This is a genomic window from Shewanella sp. 5S214 (genome assembly GCF_041439795.1).
Classification (GTDB): domain Bacteria; phylum Pseudomonadota; class Gammaproteobacteria; order Enterobacterales; family Shewanellaceae; genus Shewanella; species Shewanella vesiculosa.
This window is the reverse complement of record NZ_JBGOOV010000025.1, coordinates 57,203-82,051: the sequence shown is the minus strand read 5'-3', so window position 1 is coordinate 82,051 and position 24,849 is coordinate 57,203. Positions and strand designations below refer to the sequence as shown.

25 protein-coding genes are annotated in these 24,849 nt (G+C 42.3%); 10 read left to right on the top strand and 15 right to left on the bottom strand.

The genetic code is table 11. The annotated features are described in order from the left end of the window. The first annotated feature begins 173 nt into the window (after positions 1-173). Both ACED29_RS16125 and ACED29_RS16120 read left to right on the top strand, forming a co-directional pair. The gene (locus ACED29_RS16125) at positions 174-719 is read left to right on the top strand and encodes a gamma carbonic anhydrase family protein (protein WP_371698074.1); all 546 of its coding nucleotides are present in this window, start codon (positions 174-176) and stop codon (positions 717-719) included. A gap of 285 nt (positions 720-1,004) precedes the next feature. Continuing rightward, positions 1,005-2,261 carry a diguanylate cyclase domain-containing protein gene (locus ACED29_RS16120; protein ID WP_371698073.1) on the top strand — a complete coding sequence of 419 codons (1,257 nt, stop codon included), beginning with the start codon at positions 1,005-1,007 and terminating at the stop codon, positions 2,259-2,261. Between the two features lie 5 nt (positions 2,262-2,266). Here the strand turns inward: ACED29_RS16120 and ACED29_RS16115 are convergent, their stop codons facing one another. The 4 genes from ACED29_RS16115 to ACED29_RS16100 are packed head-to-tail and all read right to left on the bottom strand — an operon-like array spanning position 2,267 to position 6,067. Continuing rightward, on the bottom strand, positions 2,267-2,527 hold the full coding sequence (locus ACED29_RS16115) for a DUF1488 domain-containing protein (RefSeq protein ID WP_124016538.1): 261 nt from the start codon (positions 2,525-2,527) through the stop codon (positions 2,267-2,269). Continuing rightward, positions 2,527-3,360 (bottom strand): shikimate dehydrogenase, encoded by an 834-nt coding sequence (gene aroE, locus ACED29_RS16110; RefSeq protein WP_124016539.1) that lies wholly within the window; start codon positions 3,358-3,360, stop codon positions 2,527-2,529. Before aroE ends, ACED29_RS16115 begins: the two co-directional genes overlap by 1 nt. Before the next feature lie 56 nt (positions 3,361-3,416). Then, a complete protein-coding gene (locus ACED29_RS16105; protein ID WP_371698072.1) occupies positions 3,417-4,676 on the bottom strand; it encodes an amidohydrolase family protein in 1,260 nt (419 codons plus the stop codon). A gap of 11 nt (positions 4,677-4,687) precedes the next feature. Continuing rightward, positions 4,688-6,067, bottom strand: a complete 1,380-nt coding sequence (locus tag ACED29_RS16100) for an amidohydrolase (protein WP_371698071.1) — start codon at positions 6,065-6,067, stop codon at positions 4,688-4,690. A 159-nt stretch (positions 6,068-6,226) separates the two neighbouring features. Here ACED29_RS16100 and ACED29_RS16095 point away from each other — a divergent pair, with 159 nt between their 5' ends. Further along, a complete protein-coding gene (locus ACED29_RS16095) occupies positions 6,227-6,661 on the top strand; it encodes a group II truncated hemoglobin (RefSeq protein WP_371698070.1) in 435 nt (144 codons plus the stop codon). 24 nt (positions 6,662-6,685) lie between these two features. Here ACED29_RS16095 and hemF read toward each other — a convergent pair whose 3' ends face one another. The 6 genes from hemF to ACED29_RS16065 form a co-directional block, all read right to left on the bottom strand. Then, positions 6,686-7,618, bottom strand: coding sequence for an oxygen-dependent coproporphyrinogen oxidase (gene hemF, locus ACED29_RS16090; RefSeq protein WP_182698814.1), 933 nt, complete (start codon positions 7,616-7,618; stop codon positions 6,686-6,688). Positions 7,619-7,622: 4 nt separating this feature from the next. Further along, positions 7,623-8,189, bottom strand: a complete 567-nt coding sequence (locus ACED29_RS16085) for an L-threonylcarbamoyladenylate synthase (protein WP_371698069.1) — start codon at positions 8,187-8,189, stop codon at positions 7,623-7,625. A 39-nt stretch (positions 8,190-8,228) separates the two neighbouring features. Then, entirely contained in the window at positions 8,229-8,792 is a 564-nt protein-coding gene (locus ACED29_RS16080; RefSeq protein WP_182698815.1) for a type I DNA topoisomerase, read from the bottom strand. 59 nt (positions 8,793-8,851) lie between these two features. Further along, the gene (locus ACED29_RS16075; protein ID WP_124016546.1) at positions 8,852-9,325 is read right to left on the bottom strand and encodes a DUF494 family protein; all 474 of its coding nucleotides are present in this window, start codon (positions 9,323-9,325) and stop codon (positions 8,852-8,854) included. A gap of 2 nt (positions 9,326-9,327) precedes the next feature. Next, positions 9,328-10,344 (bottom strand): DNA-processing protein DprA, encoded by a 1,017-nt coding sequence (gene dprA, locus ACED29_RS16070; protein ID WP_371698075.1) that lies wholly within the window; start codon positions 10,342-10,344, stop codon positions 9,328-9,330. 83 nt (positions 10,345-10,427) lie between these two features. Beyond that, positions 10,428-11,534 (bottom strand): LysM peptidoglycan-binding domain-containing protein, encoded by a 1,107-nt coding sequence (locus tag ACED29_RS16065; RefSeq protein ID WP_124016547.1) that lies wholly within the window; start codon positions 11,532-11,534, stop codon positions 10,428-10,430. Between the two features lie 126 nt (positions 11,535-11,660). Between ACED29_RS16065 and def the strand changes: the two genes are divergently transcribed. The 5 genes from def to ACED29_RS16040 are packed head-to-tail and all read left to right on the top strand — an operon-like array spanning position 11,661 to position 17,297. After that, positions 11,661-12,173 carry a peptide deformylase gene (def, locus tag ACED29_RS16060; RefSeq protein ID WP_220487684.1) on the top strand — a complete coding sequence of 171 codons (513 nt, stop codon included), beginning with the start codon at positions 11,661-11,663 and terminating at the stop codon, positions 12,171-12,173. An 8-nt stretch (positions 12,174-12,181) separates the two neighbouring features. Further along, the gene (fmt, locus tag ACED29_RS16055) at positions 12,182-13,138 is read left to right on the top strand and encodes a methionyl-tRNA formyltransferase (RefSeq protein WP_371698068.1); all 957 of its coding nucleotides are present in this window, start codon (positions 12,182-12,184) and stop codon (positions 13,136-13,138) included. A 1-nt stretch (position 13,139) separates the two neighbouring features. After that, entirely contained in the window at positions 13,140-14,423 is a 1,284-nt protein-coding gene (rsmB, locus tag ACED29_RS16050; RefSeq protein WP_371698067.1) for a 16S rRNA (cytosine(967)-C(5))-methyltransferase RsmB, read from the top strand. A 16-nt stretch (positions 14,424-14,439) separates the two neighbouring features. Next, the gene (gene trkA / locus ACED29_RS16045) at positions 14,440-15,849 is read left to right on the top strand and encodes a Trk system potassium transporter TrkA (RefSeq protein WP_371698066.1); all 1,410 of its coding nucleotides are present in this window, start codon (positions 14,440-14,442) and stop codon (positions 15,847-15,849) included. Positions 15,850-15,854: 5 nt separating this feature from the next. Further along, positions 15,855-17,297, top strand: a complete 1,443-nt coding sequence (locus ACED29_RS16040; protein ID WP_182698819.1) for a TrkH family potassium uptake protein — start codon at positions 15,855-15,857, stop codon at positions 17,295-17,297. A gap of 5 nt (positions 17,298-17,302) precedes the next feature. Here the strand turns inward: ACED29_RS16040 and hemG (ACED29_RS16035) are convergent, their stop codons facing one another. Further along, the gene (gene hemG, locus ACED29_RS16035; RefSeq protein WP_273059499.1) at positions 17,303-17,854 is read right to left on the bottom strand and encodes a menaquinone-dependent protoporphyrinogen IX dehydrogenase; all 552 of its coding nucleotides are present in this window, start codon (positions 17,852-17,854) and stop codon (positions 17,303-17,305) included. A gap of 198 nt (positions 17,855-18,052) precedes the next feature. Here hemG (ACED29_RS16035) and ACED29_RS16030 point away from each other — a divergent pair, with 198 nt between their 5' ends. Further along, entirely contained in the window at positions 18,053-18,358 is a 306-nt protein-coding gene (locus ACED29_RS16030) for a metalloregulator ArsR/SmtB family transcription factor (RefSeq protein ID WP_124016554.1), read from the top strand. Positions 18,359-18,462: 104 nt separating this feature from the next. Here ACED29_RS16030 and hemG (ACED29_RS16025) read toward each other — a convergent pair whose 3' ends face one another. From hemG (ACED29_RS16025) to pepQ, 4 genes are all read right to left on the bottom strand, one after another. Continuing rightward, a complete protein-coding gene (gene hemG / locus ACED29_RS16025; protein WP_371698065.1) occupies positions 18,463-18,993 on the bottom strand; it encodes a menaquinone-dependent protoporphyrinogen IX dehydrogenase in 531 nt (176 codons plus the stop codon). Then, the gene (locus ACED29_RS16020) at positions 18,993-20,450 is read right to left on the bottom strand and encodes a TrkH family potassium uptake protein (RefSeq protein WP_124016556.1); all 1,458 of its coding nucleotides are present in this window, start codon (positions 20,448-20,450) and stop codon (positions 18,993-18,995) included. The genes hemG (ACED29_RS16025) and ACED29_RS16020 overlap by 1 nt, the downstream gene beginning before the upstream one ends. Positions 20,451-20,522: 72 nt before the next feature. Next, on the bottom strand, positions 20,523-21,137 hold the full coding sequence (locus ACED29_RS16015; protein ID WP_182723691.1) for a YigZ family protein: 615 nt from the start codon (positions 21,135-21,137) through the stop codon (positions 20,523-20,525). After that, the gene (gene pepQ, locus ACED29_RS16010) at positions 21,130-22,449 is read right to left on the bottom strand and encodes a Xaa-Pro dipeptidase (RefSeq protein WP_371698064.1); all 1,320 of its coding nucleotides are present in this window, start codon (positions 22,447-22,449) and stop codon (positions 21,130-21,132) included. Before pepQ ends, ACED29_RS16015 begins: the two co-directional genes overlap by 8 nt. Before the next feature lie 235 nt (positions 22,450-22,684). Between pepQ and fadB the strand changes: the two genes are divergently transcribed. Then, positions 22,685-24,835: a fatty acid oxidation complex subunit alpha FadB gene (fadB, locus tag ACED29_RS16005; protein ID WP_182698823.1), complete on the top strand. Its 2,151-nt coding sequence runs from the start codon at positions 22,685-22,687 to the stop codon at positions 24,833-24,835. The last annotated feature ends 14 nt before the right edge of the window (positions 24,836-24,849 follow it).

Genomic DNA, 24,849 nt, shown 5'->3' with positions numbered 1-24,849 from the left:
CCGCTTTCGCTGTCTGCCGTGTCAGTGGATGCGCATTATAGGCAGCTTAAGATTTAGTGCAAGGCCTTTTTTGAGGTTATTTGTTATTTTCGGCTTGTTTGCGGATAATTTAGCCTGACCAGCTAGTTTTTAAGCATTATACTGTCACAAACCATGAATATATAAGGATTGTTATGTCTACTAATGTAAGAACTTACCAAGGAATTCACCCCAATTTGGCTGATAACGTCTATGTTGATGAGTCTGCGGTACTTGTGGGCGATATAAAACTAGACCATGACGCAAGTATTTGGCCATTAGTTGCCGCCCGTGGTGATGTGAATAAAATCCGCATTGGTAAACGCAGTAATGTTCAAGATGGCAGTATATTGCATGTCACGCGTAAATCGCCTTCTAACCCTGAAGGAAATCCCTTGATTATCGGTGACGATGTGACTATTGGTCATAAGGCAATGTTGCATGGCTGCAAGATTGGTCATCGTGTATTAATTGGAATGGGTGCGATCTTACTTGATGGGGCCATAGTAGAAGATGACGTGATTGTTGGAGCGGGTTCATTAGTACCACCCAATAAAGTTTTGCAGAGTGGTTATTTGTATGTTGGCAGTCCTTGTAAACAAGTTCGTCCTTTAACTGACGCAGAACGAGCCTTCTTGCCAATGTCTGCAGATAACTATGTTCGTTTAAAAAATGAATACTTAGTGGATTTACAGCAATAGAGAAACGCCATGTAAGCGATATAGATCTGTATAAAGTTGGTCTATATCGTTTTAAGTTTTGTCTAAATGAGTTATTCAACACATTTATATTATTGGCTTAACCACTATTGTGATGAACAAGATAGAGAGTTATTAACACATACAGTATGATTTATACTGTCATTATCGTACGAATGCTGATCACTAGGGTTAAATTAGTAGAGGCGACGACTTAACTTGATATAAAACCGACACGATGTTTAATCGTTAAGTCGTTTTAGCTATTTATAACCCAGGATGTTTGAAGTGAATACCAGAGGTCAGATTAATAATAAACACATCGCCTATGTCGATTTTACCAGTCATCTACTGTTGCTTGCAGTACCTTTATCGCTGTTTATTATTATCTTCACATTCGCCATACCTAATAATTCGTTCTTTTATCTATCTCTATTGCTTGTTTGTGCTGTTTACACACTGAGTTATGGCATCGCTTATTACATTCATAAACAGAATATTTTGCGGCTTTGGCAGCATTTAGAGCAAGTTATCCATATTAACGACACTACTTATGAGTTAGTTAATTTATCGAGCCAATACAATTCTGAAAATGCCTTCTTAGACGCCCTACTACAAAAAGCGGTTATTGCTATAAATGATGCCGAAATGGGCAGTATGATTTTGGTTGATAAGAACACCAGTAGATTACAATTTGAATCGGTTGTGGGCTTAGATTTAGAGGCTTTGCGAAAAATAAATTTTACTTTAGAGGAAACCTTTCAATTTCGAAGCACGAATGGGCGCTGTGATAAAGCCGTTGTGATTAACAATATGAAAAACATCAATGCTAAAAGTACTCTCACTAGCGATGATCAACACGCACTCTTACATGCTTCAACAAAGCCGATTTGCTCAACCTTATCGAGCCCTATACGCATTGACGGTAAACTTTATGGAATGATGAATTTAGACAGTAGCAAGATGGAAGCCTTTGGTGATTATGATATAAATCTGGTTAATATTCTTACATCAGAAGCAGCTAACGCAATTTCACTGTATCAGAAGTCTAAAAAAATCGAAATCATGGCAGATTATGATGGACTAACTGAGCTATATAACCGGAAGAAATTTGATAGCGCGATTTTACAATGGCAACATGAGCCAGACTTAGCCAGCTACATTATTATTTTAGATATGGATAATTTAAAGCCGCTAAATGACCAACATGGACATCAGGCGGGTGACAATGCATTAAAAGCCTTTGCGCAATCATTAAAAAAGCTATGGCACTCTGAATTTTTGCTTGCTCGTTATGGTGGCGATGAATTTGTTGCATTATGCCGTGGCCCTATAGAAACCATCGAAAAACAAATCAGCCAACTGCAACAAGACTTAGCGGCTTTATCGCCGGGAATTCACTTTAGTTTCGGGATTGCGCACTATGTTCAAGATTGGGCAAGCGCCTTTAAGCAGGCGGATAACAATATGTACATCCAGAAAGGTCTCAAAAAAAGGCCGGCTGCGGAAGATTGCGCAACTAACAAGATAAATCATACTCATTAGGCACATCACCACACCACTATAATCTCACCGCTGTCGTTAAAAGCCTCTTGTTCAATAAGACTTTCCGCTTTGTCTTCTAAATCAAAACGGCATTGCTCAAATAAACCGGCGGCATTATGTTGACTTACGTCTTGATGATCACAGAGCTTGCTGATAATACCGAAGCTAGCAAAACAGTTAATATTCATGCCCTGCAGCTGCGCAATGAACCTTACTTGATTCGTTTCAATAAACAGCTGATCGGAAAAAATTACGCTTTGATTCATTAATCAGCTACCTTTTGCATCATTGATTCTCGTAGTTGTCGCATAACTGAAGCGGTTTCAGGAACGACATCACGCCATAAGCTAAAACTCTTTGCAGCTTGGCCGACTAACATACCTAAACCATCAGCGGTTTTGTGTGCATGTAGATCTTGAGCCCACTGGTTAAATACAGTGGTTTGGCGGCTATAAGTCATGTCATAACAATCAGTGGTTTCATCAACAATAACACTCGGAAGAGCAATTAACTGCCCCGATAAACCAGCTGAAGTTGAATTAATCACTAAATCAAATGGAGATTTGAGGTCATCAATGGGTTTAGCAAAAAAATTACCATATTCATTAAATAAACTTTGAAGCTGCACTGCTTTTTCGTGGGTCCGGTTACAAATAACGAGCTGAGCCACATTGTGCTGTAAAATAGGCAAAATGCAGCCTCTTGCCGCGCCACCAGCACCCACCAGTAACACTCGTTTACCTTTTAAGGAGCCAAACAGCATTTCGAGGTCATTAACCAAACCAATGCCGTCAGTATTATCGCCACCAATTCTGCCATCGGGCAAATTAAACAAGGTATTGACTGCGCCCGCGAGTTTAGCCATCTCACTGAGCTCGTCGCACATGGCAAACGCCTGCTCTTTAAAAGGCGCAGTAACATTGGCACCTTTTCCACCATCGGCAAAGAATGCCGTTAACCAAGAGTCAAATTGATCGACCGGTGCGAGAATAGCTTCATAGCTTAAGTCTTGCTGAGTTTGCTTGGCAAACTCAGTATGTATAAATGGTGACTTACTTTGGGCTATTGGGTTACCAAATACAGCATACTTATCTGTCATTCGCTTTTTCTCTTCATTAACGATTTAGGGAAACGTCCCACGTAAATCGTGAGATGTTATCGGCTATAGGCTTCAGGCATTGCCGTTTTATGCAAATAGCGGTCACGAAGCTTGTCTTGACGACTGTCTGTGCTTTGCTCCTCACCTGCAATCCACATCTTTTGCACCTTACTGCTAAACTCGAACGGATCGCCGCTCCATAACACTAAATCTGCAGACTTGCCGACCGCAATCCGCCCAGAGTCTAAATGAAAAATATCCGCCACATTTGCCGTCACAGCAGCAAGGGCATCATCATAATTCATCCCATTAGCAACCGCATTACCAGCACTAAAACGTAGTGCGTAAATACCATGACTATCACCCGGTAATGCAATGGCTACTTTGACACCCGCGTTTGCCAGTTTACCTGCATTTTCGAGAGAATTATGCAATGCATCGAAACTTTCTGGTAAGTTACGCATGCTATCAATAACCACGGGAATGTTGGCTTGCGCTAGCTTATCAGCCACTAATACAGCATCTGCAGCATTGACCAGGATAAGATCTATGCCTAAGTCTTGTTTAAGTTTAATTAAATGCAAAATATCGCTGGCACGGTCGACGTCGATAATTAATGGTTTTTCACCCGCGAGTACAGCGTGAATAATCTCATCTTCACGACTTGGCACTTCGCTATCATCTTCAGCAGTTTTTTTCGTTTTACTCTTTTTGGCTTGCGCTTTTTTAGCATCTTCAAGTTTATGGATCAATTGCTGCATTCCTGCTGCACGAGAGCCTTCTTCTTTAGCACCTAATGCAACAACTAATCCGGTGTTAGCGGCCAGTATACTGTCCCAATCACCACTTAAGTCTACGGCAAATATTTGTCCTGCAAAAATGCCTTCGCCACCGCCTGATGACACTACATTACGAGTTATCCCGCCTTTACGAGCAAATGGCACTGTAGATGCCTTGGGGTTGTAAGCTAAACTAGGATCGAAAACAACATCGGCTTCTTTTTCGTAAGCATCACGTGAAGATGCTACCGCACCAATTTCCACTAAGCCCAAATCATTCATGCTAGCAATAAAACCAGGTGTTAAAATTGCACCCTTGGCATCGATAATGGTGTCAGCAGTCGGTAATAGAGGATTAATAGCCACAATTTTACCGTCTTCAATCACAACCGAAGCATCTTTTAATACACCTTGTTCGGTGGCGGTATGCACGGTGGCATGAATAATGGCAATAGTTTCAGCCTTAACAGCGCTAGTCACTAAAGCAAGACTCATTGATAAACTCAAAGCAAGCGCAGATTTGTTAAATAATGTCATTGTCTTGCTCCTTATTCCTGACCTAACATAAAGTCACTTTGTGCCTGATAGGCAGGGTCTTGGCGGTCATACACTTTTGCACCATCAATAAATACCTGTTCAGCTTGAGCGTATACGCTAAACGGATTGGTATTCCATACAACCACATCTGCATTTTTACCCTTTTCGAGTGAACCAGTCTTATCGCTAATACCCAATGATTTTGCTGCGTTAGCAGTAATCCAGCCAATCACGTGCTCAGCTTTTAGGTTAAAGCCGTTAGCATTTGCGTTATGCATGATTTTTGCTGTTTCTTGATTAAGGCGCTGTATGGTTACGCCAGAGTCTGAATGCACGACAGCACAAGAGTTTTTAACCGCATCGACCATAGCAACATTTTCAAGCACCATGTCGTATGCTTCGAGTTTAAAGCCCCACCAATCAGGCCACATAGCAGCACAATTACCATTCTCAGCAAGTAAATCGGCAATTTTATAAGCTTCTACAGCATGATGGAATGTACCGGCGTGATAACCGAACTCCTTACCTAGGTCGATCATCATTGCCATTTCTTCAGCTTTGTAACAATGGTTGTGAATTAAAATATCACCTTCAAGCACACCTTTTAGAGTGTCTTTCATTAAGTCGCGCTCTGGTGCTACAGGGTTCTTACCTGCGGCATAGTCAGCATCGTATTTATCCCAAGCACGTTTGTATTCTGTTGCTTGAATAAACGCTGTACGGTACCCCGCCATATTACCCATACGAGTCATAGGTAATTCGTTACGGCTACCATATAAAGATTTAGGATTTTCACCACAGGCCATTTTCAATCCATAAGGCGCGGCTGGAAACTTCATCGCTTGCATGGTTGTCGCGGGAACATTTTTGAGTGTCACCCCACGGCCCCCAATTAGGTTAGCCGAACCCGGTAAAATTTGTAGCGTAGTGATACCACCTTCTCGGGCACGATTAAACCCAGGGTCTTGTGGCCATACACTATGCTCTGCCCATACCTCAGCGGTTACTGGGTTGGTCATTTCGTTGCCATCATTGTGTGACTCAGCATTCGGGCTTGGATACACGCCTAAATGTGAATGGACATCAATAATACCTGGAGTAATCCACTTACCCTTAGCATCGATTACCACGGCACCTGCAGCGGATAGCTGTTGACCCACAGCACTAATTTTTCCGTCTTTTATCAATACATCAGCATTATCAATACGCTCACCAGTACCGGTTAATACAATGGCATTTTTAAGCAGTGTGGTTGAATTAGGCAATATTTGATAAGTACTAGGATACGGATTGGTATTGATTGTGATTTTAGGGTCTTGTTGTGCTGGGCTACAACCTACAATTACAGTTGATAGCGCTACAGCAACCAATGAAGGCATTACTTTTGCCATTTGGCTCTCCTTTTTATTTTTCACCCAATCTAACCAAGTTAACAGCTGAAATACAGCCTAATCGTTAAATAATTGGTATCAAAACGTTAACAAAAAAAATAATCCATCGATGGTAATGATTTCGATATAATAACTTCGACACCCCTAATAACTGACAATATGAACTGGTTACGTAAATTATTCACTAAACAGCAAGCCGTTGATGACAGAGATACCACACAGTCAAATGCCTACGACCTTATTGGTGGCGACAAGGTGATCCGTGCGATTGCCCATGACTTTTATCAACAAATGCAAACACGTCCTGAAACCCAAGCACTATTAGCGATACATAGATCGCCAATACAAGCGTCTGAACAAAAACTGTATGAGTTCTTAAGTGGTTGGTTGGGTGGTCCGCAACTTTATCAGCAAAAACATGGTCACCCGGCATTACGAGCAAGGCACATGCCCTTCGCGATTGATGAGTCGATGCGTGATCAGTGGTTAATTTGTATGCGTGCAGCGATCACCAACGCAATAAAAAAGCCTGAACATCAACAAGTGATTATTCAGGCTATTTCGACTTTAGCAGACAATATGCGTAACCGATGACTCATTAGTGCGACATGGCAAGTATTAAGTTTGGACTAACCAATCTTGAGGTTTTAGGTAGATGTCATACAGTTCTGCTTCTGGGCTACCTTGTTCAGGAGTAAATGCATATTCCCAACGCACCAATGGCGGCATCGACATTAAAATAGATTCTGTCCGACCGCCTGTTTGTAGACCAAATAAGGTGCCACGATCATAGACCAAGTTAAACTCAACATAGCGACCACGGCGATAAAGCTGGAACTGACGTTCGTCATCGCCATATTCTAACTCTTTGTTGCGTTCGACTATCGGCGCATAAGCGTCAATAAAGCCGTTGCCTACCGCTTGCATAAACTCAAAGCTTCGCTCAAAACCTGGTTCGTTAAGATCATCAAAAAACAATCCACCGACACCACGGGTTTCATTACGATGCGGTAAGAAGAAGTACTCATCACACCATTTTTTGTACTTTGGATAAACATCTTCACCAAATGGATCGCAAATATCTTTAGCCGTTTGATGCCAACTAACCACATCTTCTTTAAATGGATAGTAAGGGGTTAAATCAAACCCGCCACCAAACCACCACACAGGATCAGCGCCCTCTTTACTGGCAATAAAAAAACGCACGTTAGCATGAGTCGTCGGTATATAAGGATTATTAGGGTGAATAACCAATGACACCCCCATAGCTTCAAAACTGCGACCAGCTAACTCTGGACGATGAGCAGTGGCCGATGCGGGCATAGCCGCCCCCATCACATGGGAAAAGTTAACGCCGGCTTGCTCAAATACTTGGCCTTGAGTTAATACTCGGCTCGTGCCGCCACCACCTTCTTCACGTTCCCATGAATCGGCTTTGAAGCTGGCTTTACCATCGAGTTGCTCTAAACGCTGACAAATATTTTGCTGTAATGCTAACAAAAAGGATTTTACTTTTTGCACGTCGGGTACTTGAGAACGGTTGTTTGACATAGTATTAGCTTCCACTGCGAATAATTTTACCACTGCGGGCATCAATAATGGTTGATGGCTGACGCTGTTCGCCCAGCTTACCTAAAATCAATGCATCAATTTTATCACTAAAATCTGTGACGATATTTTGTGCATCGACGACCGGTGGCTCACCGGCTAAATTGGCACTTGTCGATACTAAGGGCTTATTAAGGGTGTTACATAACTCTCGCACCACAGGATGTGCTGATATGCGCACAGCTATCGAATCAAATTCACCGCAGAGTAATTTAGATACATGCGGTTTTATTGGCATCACAAAAGTGAAGGGCCCTGGCCACTTTGATTGGGCAAACTGCAACTGCTGCTCCGTTAACTGAGTCAAATCAAGATAAGGTAGAAGTTGCTCAAATGAACTGGCGACCAAGATTAAGCCTTTCTGCCAAGGACGTTGCTTTACGGCCAATAACTTTTCGATAGCACTGTCGTTATCAGGATCACAGCCTAAACCAAATACCGCTTCAGTAGGATAAGCAATAACTCCACCTTGATTGATAACGGAGACGACAGCAGCTGGCTGCAATTGCAACATGGAATTTCCTCGCATCATTTTAATGGTGTAAGCGAAAAACTATAAAGCTCGCTTATATTTACAGGATTTTTGCGGACATTCAACTCGACTACCCGCAGCACCTTTACGTTCAACTAAAATCCCGAAGCCACAATCAGGACAAGCTTCATTGTAGGGAGGATAGTTTACGATAAACTTACATTTTGGATAGGCACTGCAAGCAAAAAAAGTCTTACCATAACGACTCGTACGAGATTCAAGGTGACCTTTAGCACACAGAGGACAAGTCAATTTTTCGGCTTGATGAGAATGATCGTGCTTTTCAATATGAGTACATTCAGGGTAGTGAGTGCAACCGATAAAAATACCAAACCGACCAGATTTAACCGCAAGCTCATGACCACACTGCGGACACTGCGACCCACTAATAACTTGAGTCTCTAACGACTCATGTTGCACTAATGGGCGAGTATAATCGCAACTGGGATAATTATTACAGCCGACAAAACTGCCATGCTTACTGTGCTTAACCGACAGTTCAGATCCACAAACAGGACAAAGTTCAAACTCTTTCTCCAGTGCATGCTCGTGGGCAGTAAACAACTGCTGATCAATTTTCGACATCGTGCTCTCAATGAATGATATTGTGAAGATCTAAAAAAGGAGGCTAAGCCTCCTTTGTGTTATGAGTGTAAGCGCCCTTCTGGCTGCTCAAAGATTAAATCTTCCATTTGCTCGTAGGCGGACTCATTTCCAGGCACATTAAATAGTACCATTAATACTACCCATTTGAGATCTTCTAACACTAAAGCGGTTTCGTCTAACTCCATGACACGGTCAATAACCATTTCACGAGTTTCAACACTGAGTACTTGGATCTGCTCTAAAAACAGTAAAAAACCACGACACTCAACATCTAACTTGTCCATTTCCGCTTTAGTATAAATACGGAATGAATGTTGGGCGTGATTACACAAGTACGGTTTATCACTCTCTTGAAGATCGGCAAGGTGCTCTAACCAAGAAAGTGCTTTTATAATATCAACTTGATGAAACCCTGCACGGGTTAACTCTTTCGTGAGTTCATCTTCATCAACTAATAGCTCAATTTCACTATGAACATAATTTTCAAATAAATACATGAGGATATCGAACATGGCTAACTCCTCTTTAGTCTGACGTAACCACCGGGCACTGCTGCAACCCACCCTTGTAACTCAAGTTCAAGCATTTGTATTAACACCAGATCTATTGGTTTTCCACTATCCTCAACCACGGCATCGACTGCAGTTGTTTCATAACCTACACTAGCTAACAGCGGATGAAATGGCAAATCACAAATAGCATTATCCTGTATATGGTGCCGTAGATGCAATTGTTCAAGGTGATAATCGGATAAACAGCTTAATTCTTCTATTATATCGGCAGCAGACTCGACAAGTTTTGCCCCATTTTTAATTAAATCATGACAACCTTGGCTATAACCGCCTAATACTGATCCTGGCACAGCAAACACTTCACGATTTTGTTCCATTGCCAGCCGAGCACTAATTAACGAACCACTTTTACGACTAGCCTCCACCACAACAGTGCCCAAGCTTAAACCACTAACAATACGATTACGCCGAGGAAAATTCCCAGCAAAGGGCCCTATATCAGGCCAATATTCACTGATCACACAACCAGTATTGGTAATGTCTTGATACAAATTTAGATGACGCTTTGGGTATATGCACTCTACCCCACAACCCAGTACAGCCATGGTCGTTCCATTAACCGCTAAAGTCGCTTTATGAGCAGCACCATCAATACCCGTCGCCATACCACTGGTAATGGCAAACCCTTGGCTAGCTAAATGACGAGCCAGATCTGCGGCCATATCTAATCCACCCCGGGAGGCATTTCGACTACCGACAATAGCGATACTAGGTAATACCAGCGATTCTATTGACCCTTTAACAAATAATACCAGTGGAGGATCGCTAATTTGTGCAAGCAATGGAGGGTAAAGCGGATCAGAGAGGGTCACAATATAGTGATTAGGCTGTGAATCAAGCCAGGTTAAAGCTTGTTCTACCTTGTTAAAGTCAATATGGCATTTAGCCAACAAGCTTGCTGGTAGCGGCAAAGCCTGTGGTTCAAATTCAAGACGTTGGCGAATTTCTTCAACGTCCATTTGAGTTAATAATTGTTGAACCCGAGCCGGTCCTAGCCCAGATACTGCACAAACAACTAACCAGTCAACCAACTTATCTGAAATTATTCACCTTTTATGGTCAGTGGGTCGGGTTTCATCAGTTTATCGCCAACGCGAACAGGACGATCATTAAACATAATCAAGCCTAAGCTAGTCTTATCAAAAACTTTAAAAATCATCAAATTACCATGAAAAACATCCGGCATTTTATACTCAATATCGTCTGAGAAATTCGCCAATAATTTATCGTAAGAAGAGCGGTCAATGGGGCGAACAGGATTGCCATCATTATCAATAATAATGTTTTCGCCATCACGATACATTGAAAAAACATGTCCAGTCTCAACGCCATCATCGGCGCCACGATCAAGGTAAACGACATCTAACTTACCGGCTTCACGGATGTTACCTATAGTACCGATAATAGAAGTAGCAACATTTAAGTCCGCCGCCTTCGGAATGAAATAAGCCGACATTAACGCTTCATCTTCCACTGGCGCAACATGATAGCCACCTTTAGTCTCGCGTAAACTGCTGAGTAATTTAACTTTTGAAACTGCGCCAGACTCAATGACCCGCCCGCTAGAAGCCAAAATAATTTCTTGGCCTAATAACTCACCGCTATCAGCAGCAAAAAACTCACGACCCGTTTGGTACATTGCAACCTTTAGGCCTTGCTCCAGCTGCGCGTTAACATAAACAATATCATCCACCACATGATGAATTGATGGGCTTTCACCGCTCATTACAATTGGTAATCCTGATAACCAAGTCGGATCTACCACTCTATTTTGTACCAAATAAGGTTTAATTAATGCCAGATCAACCGCCGGGATCGGGCCATCCTTAGACTCTACACGGCCTTCAGGACTTTTTTTAACATGTTGCTTAACCACTAAACGAGGCTGACCATCGATAAAGACTAATGTCAGTCTATCGCCTGGATAAATAAGATGTGGGTTGGCAATTTGCGGATTAACTCCCCACAATTTAGGCCAGCGCCAAGGATCATTTAAAAAATATCCGGAGATATCCCACAATGTATCGCCTTTTTTAACGACATACGTGTCAGGATGCCCCGCCTTTAAAGTTAATGTATCAGCGTGGGCCACAAAAATATTTAATGATAAAAAAGCAAGTAAAAGTAAGCGTTTCATGGTGCGGTCCATGTTGTTTAGCTCTTTATTAGAGCTTTTTACTGTTATTGAAAGGCGGTAAGGATTAAAATTACCCTTATCGCAATAGCCAGTATAGCTAACTGGCTGAAATTTGACAGACTTGTTAAGAGTTTATATATGCCATTACTTAATGTTTTACGCTTTCCAGATGAACGTTTACGCACTATTGCTCAGCCTGTAACGGATTTCGGTCCAGAGCTACAGACACAAATAGATAACATGCTAGAAACAATGTACCAAGAAAAAGGAATTGGTCTGGCAGCAACTCAAGTGGATTTTCATCAGCAACTGATTGTGATGGATCTACAAGATGATGTTGAACGACCGACTATTTTTATTAATCCACAAATTGTCGCGAGCAGCGGAGACTTGGCCAATGAAGAAGGTTGCTTATCGGTACCGGGGATTTACGCTAAAGTTGATCGCGCCGAGTTTGTCACCTTAAAAGCACTAGATCGTCACGGTAAAGAGTTTACCGTTGAAGCTGATGAGTTGTTTGCTATTTGTATTCAACATGAAATGGATCACTTAAAAGGTAAGTTATTTGTCGATTATTTATCGCCATTGAAACGCCAACGCATTAAAACTAAGCTTGAAAAAGAAGCTCGTTTAGATGCTAGAGAAGCATAGGAATAAATTTGAAACCGTTAAAAATTATCTTTGCCGGTACTCCGGATTTCGCGGCTGGCCATTTACAGGCACTCATAGACTCAGAACATGAGGTGATTGCAGCTTATACCCAACCCGACAGACCTGCTGGGCGAGGTAAGAAACTCACAGCAAGCCCAGTAAAAGATTTGGCGTTAAAAAATGGAATCGCCGTATTCCAACCCAGCTCATTGCGAAATGAAGAGGCGCAAGCAGAATTAGCCAGCCTTAACGCAGATATCATGGTGGTGGTTGCTTACGGATTGATTTTACCAAAGATAGTACTTGATACCCCGCGCTTAGGCTGTATCAATGTTCACGGTTCAATTTTACCGCGCTGGCGCGGAGCGGCACCAATCCAACGGGCATTGTGGGCTGGTGATAAACAAACCGGTGTCACCATTATGCAGATGGATATTGGCCTAGACACTGGTGATATGCTGCTCAAAACGCATTTACCAATCGAAGATACCGACACTTCAGCCAGCCTTTATGAAAAACTCGCCGAGCAAGGGCCAAAAGCCTTAGTACAGGCACTGTTTGGATTAAGTGAAGGTAGCCTAAAAGCAGAAAAACAAGATGAAACATTGGCTAACTATGCTGAAAAGTTGTCAAAAGAAGAAGCGCGTCTTGATTGGCACAAAAGTGCTAAGCAATTATGGCAAGAAATTCGTGCATTTAATCCTTGGCCAGTAAGCTACTTTGATCATCAACAAAGTAGCATAAAAGTGTGGCAGGCAGATTACTCTAATGACCAATGCACCGAATCTCCAGGAACGATTATTGCGGCAACTAAACAAGGGATTGAGGTTGCCACGGCAGATGGTAAGTTAATCATTAAAACCATGCAGCTGCCTAATAAAAAGCCGCTTGATGTGGCCGATATTCTCAATGCTCGTGGTGATTGGTTTACTGCTGGTATATGTATAAACCAAGAGGCCAACTAGCATGAATGTGCGCGCATTAGCAGCCAAAACGATTTATGAAGTACTTGAAAAAGGTATCTCATTATCGGTCGCACTACCCGATCAGCAACAACACCTCGACAATGGCAAAGACAAAGCCTTACTGGCAGAATTATGTTATGGCGTAATGCGCCAATTACCCCAGTTAGATAAATGTGTAAGTGACTGTTTGGCAAAGCCCTTTAAAGGTAAACAACGTATATTGCATCAATTGTTGATTGTCGGTTGTTACCAGCTTTACTTTACTCGTATACCGGCACATGCGGCGATTTCTGAAACGGCAGAAGCCTGCAGACAGCTTCGTTTTGATGGTTTAGTAAAAGTAGTCAATGGTGTATTGCGGACCATTCAGCGTCAAGACGCCGAACTAAATACTGACTCAGACACCTTACGCTTTAACACTCCTGCTTGGTTTATTAAACGCTTACAACAAGCTTATCCTGACAAATGGCAACATATTATTGAGCAGAGCCACCAGCGTCCACCAATGTGGCTGCGCAATAATCAGCAGTTACAAACACGTGACACTTATTTAGCGGCATTAGCTCAATACGATATTCCAGCTCAAGCAGGCCCAAGCCAAGATTCTATATTGCTTGACGCTGCAAAAGATGTGGCTGCACTACCTGATTTTATGGAAGGTGCCGCATCGGTACAAGATGGTGCCGCACAATGGGCAGCAACCTTACTGGCACCGAAAGCAGATGAACTTGTTTTAGATGCCTGCGCCGCACCAGGTGGCAAAAGTTGCCACTTGCTAGAGCTCGCTCCCAATATCAATTTAGTTGCAGTCGACTTTGATCAAAAACGCCTTGCTCGAGTACAACAAAATCTGGACAGGTTGCATTTAAAAGCGCAACTTATTCACGGCGATGCCGCGGATATCCCATCGTGGTGGCAAGGACAGCAATTTGATCGAATATTACTTGATGCACCTTGCTCTGCTACTGGGGTTATTCGTCGTCACCCAGACATAAAGTGGTTACGAAAAAATAGCGACATTGAAGAATTAGCGAATTTACAAAAACAGATATTAGATCATTGCTGGCAATGGCTTAAACCTGGTGGCACATTGTTGTATGCAACCTGCTCTATTTTACCGCAGGAAAATAGCCAACAAGTTGAACAATTCCTAGAACGAACAGCGGATGCGAGTCTAATACCGATAGAGCAACAAACTCAGCTCGATGACATCGGTTGGCAAATTTTGCCAGGACAAGACAATATGGACGGCTTTTATTACGCGCGCCTAGTTAAAGCAATTTAAGGATGTACCTCAAGCCATGAAAATTATTATTTTAGGGGCTGGGCAAGTTGGCGGCACACTCGCTGAGAACTTGGTCGGTGAAAATAACGACATCACACTCGTCGACAGTGATCGAGCTCGACTCAGACTGTTGCAAGATAAATTTGATTTACGTGTTGTTGTCGGTCATGGCGCCCATCCTAATATTTTAAAAGAGGCAGGCGCAGAAGACGCAGACATGCTCATTGCGGTGACTAACAGTGACGAATGCAACATGGCAGCCTGCCAAATCGCTTATAGCCTATTTGGTACCCCCACAAAGATTGCTCGTATTCGCTCAGAAGCGTATTTGGAACTACAAGATAAACTGTTTATTAACAGCGAAATTAAGAGTAGCGATGCTAAGCCTCGTGGCGGTTTTATTATAGATCAACTCATCGCCCCCGAGCAGTTAGTAACTACTTACATACAAAGATTAGTTGAGTATCCAGGCGCCCTTCAAGTACTTGAATTCGCAAAAGGAAAACTCAGCCTGGTGGCTGTTAAAGCCTATTATGGTGGTCCACTGGTGGGTAATGCACTTGCGACACTTCGCGAACATATGCCCAATATTGATACCCGGGTTGCCGCTATTTTTAGGCAAGGCCGTCCCATCATGCCGCGTGGCACCACGATTATTGAAGCCGATGATGAAGTCTTTTTCGTCGCCGATAGTCGCCATATTCGTGCCGTGATGAGTGAAATGCAAAAGCTGGATAATTCGTACCGCAATATCATGATTGCCGGTGGCGGTAATATTGGTTTTGGTCTGGCCCAAAAGCTACAACGTACTCATTCAGTTAAATTAATTGAGCACCGTCAAGAGCGTGCTGAGTTGCTGTCAGAAAAACTCGAAAAAACCACAGTGTTTTGTGGTGATGCTTCTGACCAAGAATTATTACTAGAAGAAAATATCGATCAAACTGATGTATTTATTGCGGTCACCAATGACGACGAAGCCAATATTATGTCGGCTTTACTCGCTAAACGTATGGGCGCTAAAAAAGTCATGGTGCTAATCCAACGTGAAGCCTATGTCGATATTGTCCAAGAAGCGAATATTGATATTGCGATATCGCCCCAGCAAGCGACAATTTCAGCGCTGTTAACTCATATTCGTCAAGGTGATATCTGTAATGTGTATTCGTTGCGCCGTGGCGCAGCAGAAGCCATTGAAGCGATTGCCCATGGAGACTCAAGTACATCAAAAGTGGTGGGGAAAAAGATTGGCGACATTAAATTACCACCGGGAACCACCATTGGTGCAATCGTCCGTAATGATGAAGTATTAATGGGCCACGATAAAACCGTGATTGAGCAGGGTGACCATGTCATCTTATTCTTAGTAAATAAGAAGTTCATTGGTGACGTCGAAAAACTATTCCAACCTAGTGCTTTTTTCTTTTAGTTATTATGTTTAACGCCAAACAAATCATTTTTATCCTCGGTATTTTCCTCTCAATACTAACCGGATTTATGTTCGTCCCCATGGCTTTTGCACTATTTTATGGTGAAGAGACTATTGGCGACTTTATGATATCCGGTTTATGTAGCGGATTTATCGCTATTTTGTGCATTCAAAATGGTCGAAACCATCATTTTAATCTCAATATCCGCGACATGTTCATGCTGACGAGTATTACATGGTTTGTAGTGAGTTTATTTGCCGCACTGCCCTTCACTCTTTATCACGGTATCAATTATACCGACGCGTTCTTTGAGACTATGTCTGGCATTACCACTACAGGCTCGACAGTCATGTCGGGCTTAGACAGCATGGACCGTAGCATTCTAGTATGGCGTTCATTACTACAATGGTTAGGTGGCATTGGGTTTATTGTTATGGCAGTAGCAATTTTGCCGTTTCTCAATGTTGGGGGAATGCGCTTATTTAGAACGGAGTCATCTGACTGGAGCGACAAAACCATTCCTCGCACCCAGCATATGGCTAAACACTTGTTTCTTATTTATGTCGTCCTAACACTGCTGTGTACTGTGTCTTATCACATGGCTGGCATGAGTTGGTTTGATGCCATTAATCATGCCATGACAACATTATCAACTGGTGGATATTCAACGTCAGATAGCTCAATGGCAGCCTTTTCGCATTCAGCACATTGGGTAGGTATTGTGTTTATGTTAGCGGGTGGATTACCGTTATTAATGTTTGTACAAACCATACAGCAACGCAGTGTACGCTTATGGAATGACCAACAAGTCATAGGGTTTTTACGCTTTGTATTACTGGTGTCGTTTTCACTCGCTTTTTGGCTATGGCGAGAACAAGATATAGCGTTTATCGATGCACTAAGATTAGCCAGTTTTAATGTCACTTCAGTGATTACCACCACAGGTTACGGCTTAACTGATTATCAATCATGGGGCGCTGTAGCCAGTGTAGTATTTTTATTTTTAATGTTTATTGGCAGTTGTTCCGGCTCGACATCTGGTGGGATAAAAATATTTCGTTTTCAAATCGCATTCTCCATTATGCGTCAACAAATTAAGCAACAATTCCACCCTAATGGTGTGTTTAAAGACAAATATAATGGCCATCGCATTAATGACGATATTGTCCGCTCAATCATGGCGTTTTTTATGCTCATGGTTATCGTCATATTAATGCTTTCAATTACTTTAGTGCTCACAGGCTTAGACCCGATGACGAGCTTTACTGGCGCGATAACGGCTGTGACCAACGTAGGGCCAGGCCTTGGGCCAATTATTGGCCCTGCAGGTAACTTTGCCCCGCTGCCAGATGTCGCAAAATGGGCATTAGCAATAGGTATGTTATTAGGGCGCTTGGAAATACTCACTGTTGCGGTATTGTTTCACCCTAAATTTTGGCGTTTTTAGGTTCCTTAAGCAACCACTGCCGCAGAAGATGCTAAATGGCGAATGTGATCAGCATAGACTTTCACATCCTCCCAGTCGGTATAATCGATAATAGCACTGGGATCTGTAGGTCCATCGGTCATTTTCATAATAAGACGGATCATCAAGCTGTCATACCAAGGCCAGGATGGGTAATCGACTTTACCGGCAATAATTTTGACATCTTGTGGTTTCCACGGCGATAAAGTTAAAAACTTCTGTAGGTATTTATTGTTCTCAGGGATACGTTTTTCAGGTTTGCGAGCCACCACATTAACGCAAAAAAAACTATTGGGAAGTTGCGATAAATGTTGCTGATTTATACGTACAAACTCAAATACCGATTTATGATAAGAGCCATAAAGTACACAAGCACCTAAGGCCACAGCTTGATATTTAGACCACTCAATTGGGATCTTATCGTTAAGATTCACCACATCACAATGATCGCCTTTAGATTGAATTTGCTCTGCAATTGCACGGCTAATGTGTGCGGTGTGGCCACCTCGAGAATAATACAACACTAAAATATTGGCCATTTTGCGGCTCTCATTACTGATTAATTTGCCTCAGTTTGGCAAGAAAAGCTTTTTAAAACCTCTGTAATGATCACAAATTAGAAATAGCTCATATATTTAATAGTTAAAATTGAGATCTCGATGATGCGGAAGTATGATGTTAAATAAACACGGCTGTATCCAAACTAGCTGGTCATTAAAAGTCATATAAGGACTCTCATGAAGCAAGATATCGATGTCGCAACAATGCTTAATAATGCAGAAACGGCAGCACAATGGCTCAAAGCCATTGCGAATCCTTACCGCTTAATGATTTTATGTTTACTGCTAGAAAATGAGTTAAGTGTTACAGAGTTAAATGAAACTGTCCCGCTGAGCCAATCTGCCTTGTCACAGCATTTGGCGGTACTGCGAACTCAAGATTTGGTCAACACACGTAAGAGTTCACAAGTCGTTTATTACACACTTAAGAATGAACAAGTTACCGAGGTTATTTCTATTCTACATCGACGCTACTGCGTTTAAAGACTGTGAGGGTTAACCACTATCTAGTTTACACAACATAGGTATTTAAACCATATCGAGCGTTAATAGCGCGTATCATTAGACACGCTATTAATGCTATGAGATTATTTTTGCGCTGCTATCTTTTTAGCATAATCATCCACTTTATCCCAGTCAGTAAACTCGAACGTCCCCTTAGTATCAGTCGGCCCTTTGGTCATCCACATGATAAATCGAATCATAAATTTATCGAAGAAACGATAACGAGGATAATCAATTTTACCGGCAAACACCCCTAGCAGCTGAGGCTGCCAAGCGGATAAATCGAGAAACTTCACCATATATGGATTGGTCTCTGGGGTATTTTTCTCAGGTTTTCTTGCCACAACGTTTACGGTAAAAAAACTATTCAGTTTGGTATCAAGTATCGCCTTGTTTTGTGAGGCAAACTTGAACAACTCTGGTCTATGTTTACCGTAGCGAATACTGGCACCTATTACCACTTTATCAGCACAAGCTAATGCATCAGCACTCACCTGTGCCAGATTGACTAGATTAACTTGCTCACCTTGCTCAGTTAATCTTTGTTGAATTTGCTGACAAATGGCTAATGTCTGCCCGTCAACCGTTGAGTATAAAATAAGCGTGTTTAACATTAATTTTTCCAAAATGTTGGGGTGAATAACACCAATAAGGTGAACACCTCTAATCGACCGAATAGCATTGCCATGACCAGTACCCACTTTGCACCGTCTGAAATACTCGCATAATTTGATGCAACATCACCTAAACCTGGGCCCAAGTTATTGATACTTGCAGCGGTTGCACTGAACGCAGTAATGGCGTCCATATCTAAAGCCATCAAAATCACCATACAGACGACAAAGACTAATGCATAAGCAGAAAAGAATCCCCACACAGCATCAATAATTCTATCCGGCAATGCAGTTGAACCAATTTTGATTGAATACAATGCCTTAGGATGTACTAAGCGTTTAAGCTCACGTGAACCTTGCAGAATAAGTAGAATGAATCGAATCACTTTTATGCCGCCACCTGTTGAGCCTGCACAACCACCAATAAAACTGGAAAATATTAATAAAATAGGCAAAAACAACGGCCAGGAATGAAAACTTTCGGTACCAAAGCCGGCGGTTGTGGAAATAGAAACCACTTGAAAAAAGGCATAATCAAGGGTTTTCTCTGGCGTATCGTAAATACCAGACTGATACAAAGTGATAAAACAAATCGCAGTCAACACCAATTGAATCGCAATAATCACCCTAAACTCAGCATCTTTTAAATACACTTTAACGTTAATGCCACGGCGAGTGAATGCAGCGAAGTGTAAGCTAAAATTGACCGCCGCAATCAGCAAGAATATTGCACAAATCACATTGATCAACGGGCTTTGAAAGTAGCCCATGCTGGCATCATGAGTAGAAAAACCACCAATCGCAATGGTCGAAAACGAATGACAAATAGCATCAAAAGCATCCATACCGGCAAAGTAATATGCCAATGCGCAAGCAGAGGTAAGCATAAAGTATATGTACCACAATGCTTTAGCTGTTTCAGCAATACGCGGTGTCACTTTAGTGTCTTTTACTGGCCCCGGTACTTCTGCTTTATATAGCTGCATACCACCAATACCCAGCAAAGGTAGAATAGCGACGGCTAATACAATAATCCCCATACCGCCCATCCACTGCAGCAAATGACGATAAAACAATATTGACTTAGGCAAGTCATCTAAGCCAACAATAACGGTGGCTCCCGTGGTAGTTAACGCTGAAAACGATTCAAAAAAACTGTCGGTCCAACTTAAATCGGGGTTATTAGCAAAAATAAACGGCAGTGCACCTATCGACCCCAAAACGGTCCAGAACAACACCACAATCAAAAAACCTTCACGAGTTCGCAGCTCAGCTTTTTGATGACGATTGGGATACCATAATAAAAACCCTAAAAAAATACTGACAAAAAAAGCCTGAATAAAAGCAGTACCACCACCATCTTTGTACAAGATAGCCACTAATGCTGACGGCAGCATAGTGATTGAAAATAATCCCATCAGCAAACCGGTAATTCTAATAATTGTTTTATATTGCATTAAGGATTCTGTTTAGTTGTGCTGCGTCGGATTTAACAATTGAGTGACATTTTGGCATAAGTTAGTCATAGCTCAAACTGTAAACTTTACTTGTAGCTGGCCCTGAGTCAGAGTCGCTAGCGCTAAGTTAAACGCCTGATGATGTGATTTAGCCAACTCAAGGCGTATTTCAACCCGGTCAGTAAACACTTTATCGATTACTACGCCGTCGTGTTGAGCAACTAAATATTCAATATCAGCTAGTTGAGCATAATGACACACTAAGTTTGCCGGATACCTCAAATGCTTAACCTGAGTTTGTATTTGAGTTAACCCTTGCTTGATACCCGAAGTATAAGCTCGTACTAAACCACCAACGCCTAACTTAGTACCACCAAAATAACGCACAACAATAGCACCAAGCTCACCAATATTTGCGCCTTGTAAACACGCTAACATGGGCTTACCCGCACTACCTGACGGCTCGCCATCATCGCTAGCCCCCATATCAATGGTATTTTCAGGGCTACCAGCAACGAATGCATAACAATAGTGGTTTGCACCTGGATATTGCTGCTTTATGTCAGTAAGTACTAACTTCATATCATTAGCATGCGGGCAATGAAATAACAAAGAGATAAAGCGGCTATGCTTTATCTCTTCTTCTATGACTAGGTTAGCTTGTGGTATTAGGTATGACTCAATCAACTAAACCAGACTCTCTTGTCATATTTTCAACTCGGTTATGATGCACAATCACGTTATCTTCGATGCGGATACCACCGAACGGTCGCAGCTCAGCAACGGTTTGCCAATTAATGGTTTGCTTGGCTGTTGTAGATAGTTGCTCAAGCAAGGTATCTATAATGTAAAGGCCCGGCTCAATGGTGAGCACTTGATTTGCAGCCAATACTCGAGTGCAACGTAAAAAGGGATGCGCTTCTGGCGCCGCGATATGGGTTCCACGTTCATCGTGGGCAAATCCGCCCATATCATGAACTTGTAACCCTAACATATGCCCTAGCCCATGTGGGAAAAAGGCACTAGTAACACCTTGGGCGACTAACTGTTCAGCTGTGCCATTAGCTATGCCAAAATCAATCAGTAACTGGCCTATATGATGGTGTGTCGCAACATGCAGATCGACGTATTTAACTCCTGGCTTCATTTGCCCAATAATGGCTAATTGCACTTTATCTAGGGCGGCAATTAATTCACAAAAACGATTTTTCTCAAATGCGTATGTTCGAGTGATATCGGCAGCATAACCATGGAAGTTAGCACCTGCATCAATCAAAAATGATAACCGCTGAGCCGGCTTAGCATGCTCTAAAGCGGTGTAATGTAAAATAGCCGCATTTTGATTTAACGCGACAATGTTGCCATAGGGCACTTCGTTTTCACTCTGGCCAATTTCAAGCAAATAGCATTGCTGGATCTCAAACTCGCTGGCACCATTATAAAAAGCATTTTTGGCAGCCAAATGCCCTTTTACCGCAATTTGGTTCGCTCGACGCATGCACTCAAGTTCATACTGAGTTTTATCAGCACGGTGGTAATGTAAGTAGTTCATTACCGCATCAGGATTACGCGCACTAAAACCTAATACATCAGCAACGTCTAAATGCTCACCGACATAAGCCCATGTTGTGAGGTTTTTAGGTAGATAGTCTGCGATACGATCTGGCTTAGTTAATAGCTGAATATCAAAATGTTCAGTCCAAAAAGCCTGCGGTACATCGTTAACCTTATGCCAAAAATCGACCGGACGATAAAAAACTAGCGTTGGCTTGTCTTGGCCATTGGCGATAACCCAACAATTAGCGGTATCTAAAATAGGTAACCAAGCTTTAAATTGCGGGTTAACTTTAAAGGGATAATTTAAGTCATCTAAAAACTGTCGGTGCGGTTGCCCTGAATGAATGACTAAACCCGAGATATTTTCACGCTGACAAATTTCAGCGACACGACGATTTAGTTCGTCGATGTGTGCATGGTATAGATGAGCTAACTGATCCATTGACTATCCCTTTTCATAAGTTTTAACTCAATCAGTCTATCACAAACATAAAAACTCCTCGCTAGATGATAAAAAATTAAACGGCCGTTTAAATTGGGTGTTGTAATTTTTCTCATTTAGTCGCACACTGAGAATTAGCTGGTCAATAGATGGCCGAAACTGCTGTGATTCAAGCTTGATAACTGCACAGTAAATAAGATGTGGAAGTCGCTTTTAAGCAATAAGGAAGCAAGCAATGATTTACCAAAGCCCTACCATTCAGGTTGAGTTACTTGAAGATAATATTGCCAAACTGTGTTTTAACGCACAAGGTTCGGTAAACAAATTTGACAGAGAAACCATAGCCTCCCTTGATGCAGCGCTAGACAGCATCAAACAAAACACCAATATTAAAGCTTTATTGCTGACATCAGCAAAAAGCACGTTTATTGTTGGTGCTGACATCACCGAATTCTTAACCCTTTTCCAACAAGATGATGCAACCTTGCTAGCTTGGGTTGAACAAGCTAACGCGGTATTCAACAAACTTGAAGATTTACCGTTTCCAACAGCTTCTGCTGTTAACGGTTTTGCTCTTGGTGGTGGTTGTGAAACTATTTTAGCGACCGACTTACGCGTTGCCGATACCAATGCTCGCATCGGTTTACCAGAAACAAAATTAGGCCTTATTCCTGGTTTTGGTGGCACTGTGCGTTTACCGCGCGTGATTGGTGCAGATAATGCGCTTGAGTGGATTACCACAGCCAAAGACCAACGCCCAGAAGATGCTTTGAAAGTTGGCGCGATTGATGCCGTTGTAGCCCCCGAAAACTTAGAAGCTGCAGCGATTCAAATGTTGCATGATGCACTTAATGGTAGCCTTGATTGGCAAGCTCGTCGCACCAAAAAGCAATCAGCACTTCAGCTACCTAAACTTGAAGCCATGATGTCTTTTGCAACGGCTAAAGGCATGGTGTTCTCAGTTGCAGGCAAGCATTATCCAGCGCCAATGGCTGCTGTGAATGTTGTCGAACAGGCTGCTGGTTTAGATCGTGACGGCGCGCTAAAAGTGGAAGCACAAGCTTTCATTAAATTAGCGAAAACAGATGTTGCTCAAGCACTAATTGGTATTTTCTTAAATGACCAATTCGTTAAAGGCAAAGCTAAGAAAGCTGCTAAGTTAGCTCATGATGTTAACCAAGCTGCGGTATTGGGTGCAGGTATTATGGGCGGCGGTATTGCTTACCAAAGCGCCAGCAAAGGCACGCCAATTGTCATGAAAGACATCGCTCAGCCAGCATTAGAGTTAGGCTTGAACGAAGCGGCTAAAATCCTTACTACTCAAGTTGCTCGCGGCCGCTCTACGCCAGAGAAAATGGCTAAAGTATTAAACAACATTACCCCTTCTTTAGATTATGCCGCTATCAAAAATAGCGATATCGTTGTAGAAGCGGTTGTTGAACATCCAAAAGTAAAAGCGACTGTACTTGCAGAAGTTGAGCAATACGTCTCTGAAGATGCGATTATTGCGTCAAACACCTCAACTATCTCAATCAACTTACTGGCTAAAAGCCTGAAGAAACCAGAACGTTTCTGCGGTATGCACTTCTTTAACCCAGTGCACAAAATGCCATTAGTTGAAATTATCCGTGGTGAGCACAGCTCAGAAGAAACCATCGCAACAGTTGTTGCTTACGCGAGCAAAATGGGTAAAACCCCGATTGTTGTTAACGATTGTCCAGGTTTCTTCGTTAACCGCGTATTGTTCCCATACTTTGCTGGCTTTAGTGGTCTTCTTGCCGAAGGCGCTGATTTCGCCGCTGTCGATAAAGTGATGGAAAAACAGTTTGGTTGGCCAATGGGTCCTGCTTACTTACTTGACGTTGTCGGTTTAGATACTGGTCATCACGCCCAAGCAGTTATGGCAGAAGGCTTCCCTGATCGTATGGGTAAAAATGGCAAAGACGCTATCGATATTATGTTTGAAAACAAACGTCTAGGTCAGAAAAACACTAAGGGTTTCTATGCCTATTCTGTTGACCGTCGTGGTAAGCCGAAGAAAGACATTGATCCTACAAGCTATGCATTATTAGGCGAAACGTTTGGTGAATTAAAAGCATTCGAGTCAGATGACATCATCGCTCGTTGCATGATCCCAATGATCATCGAAACGGTTCGTTGTTTAGAAGAAGGCATTATTGCATCACCTGCTGAAGGCGATATGGGTCTAGTTTACGGTATTGGTTTCCCTCCATTCCGTGGCGGTGTATTCCGTTATTTAGACACCATGGGCGTAGCAAACTTTGTTGCCCTAGCAGACAAATACGCACATCTTGGTGGCTTATATCAAGTAACCGATACCATGCGTGAACTTGCAGCCAACAACGGTAGTTACTACCAAGCCTAATTAGTGGGAAAGGA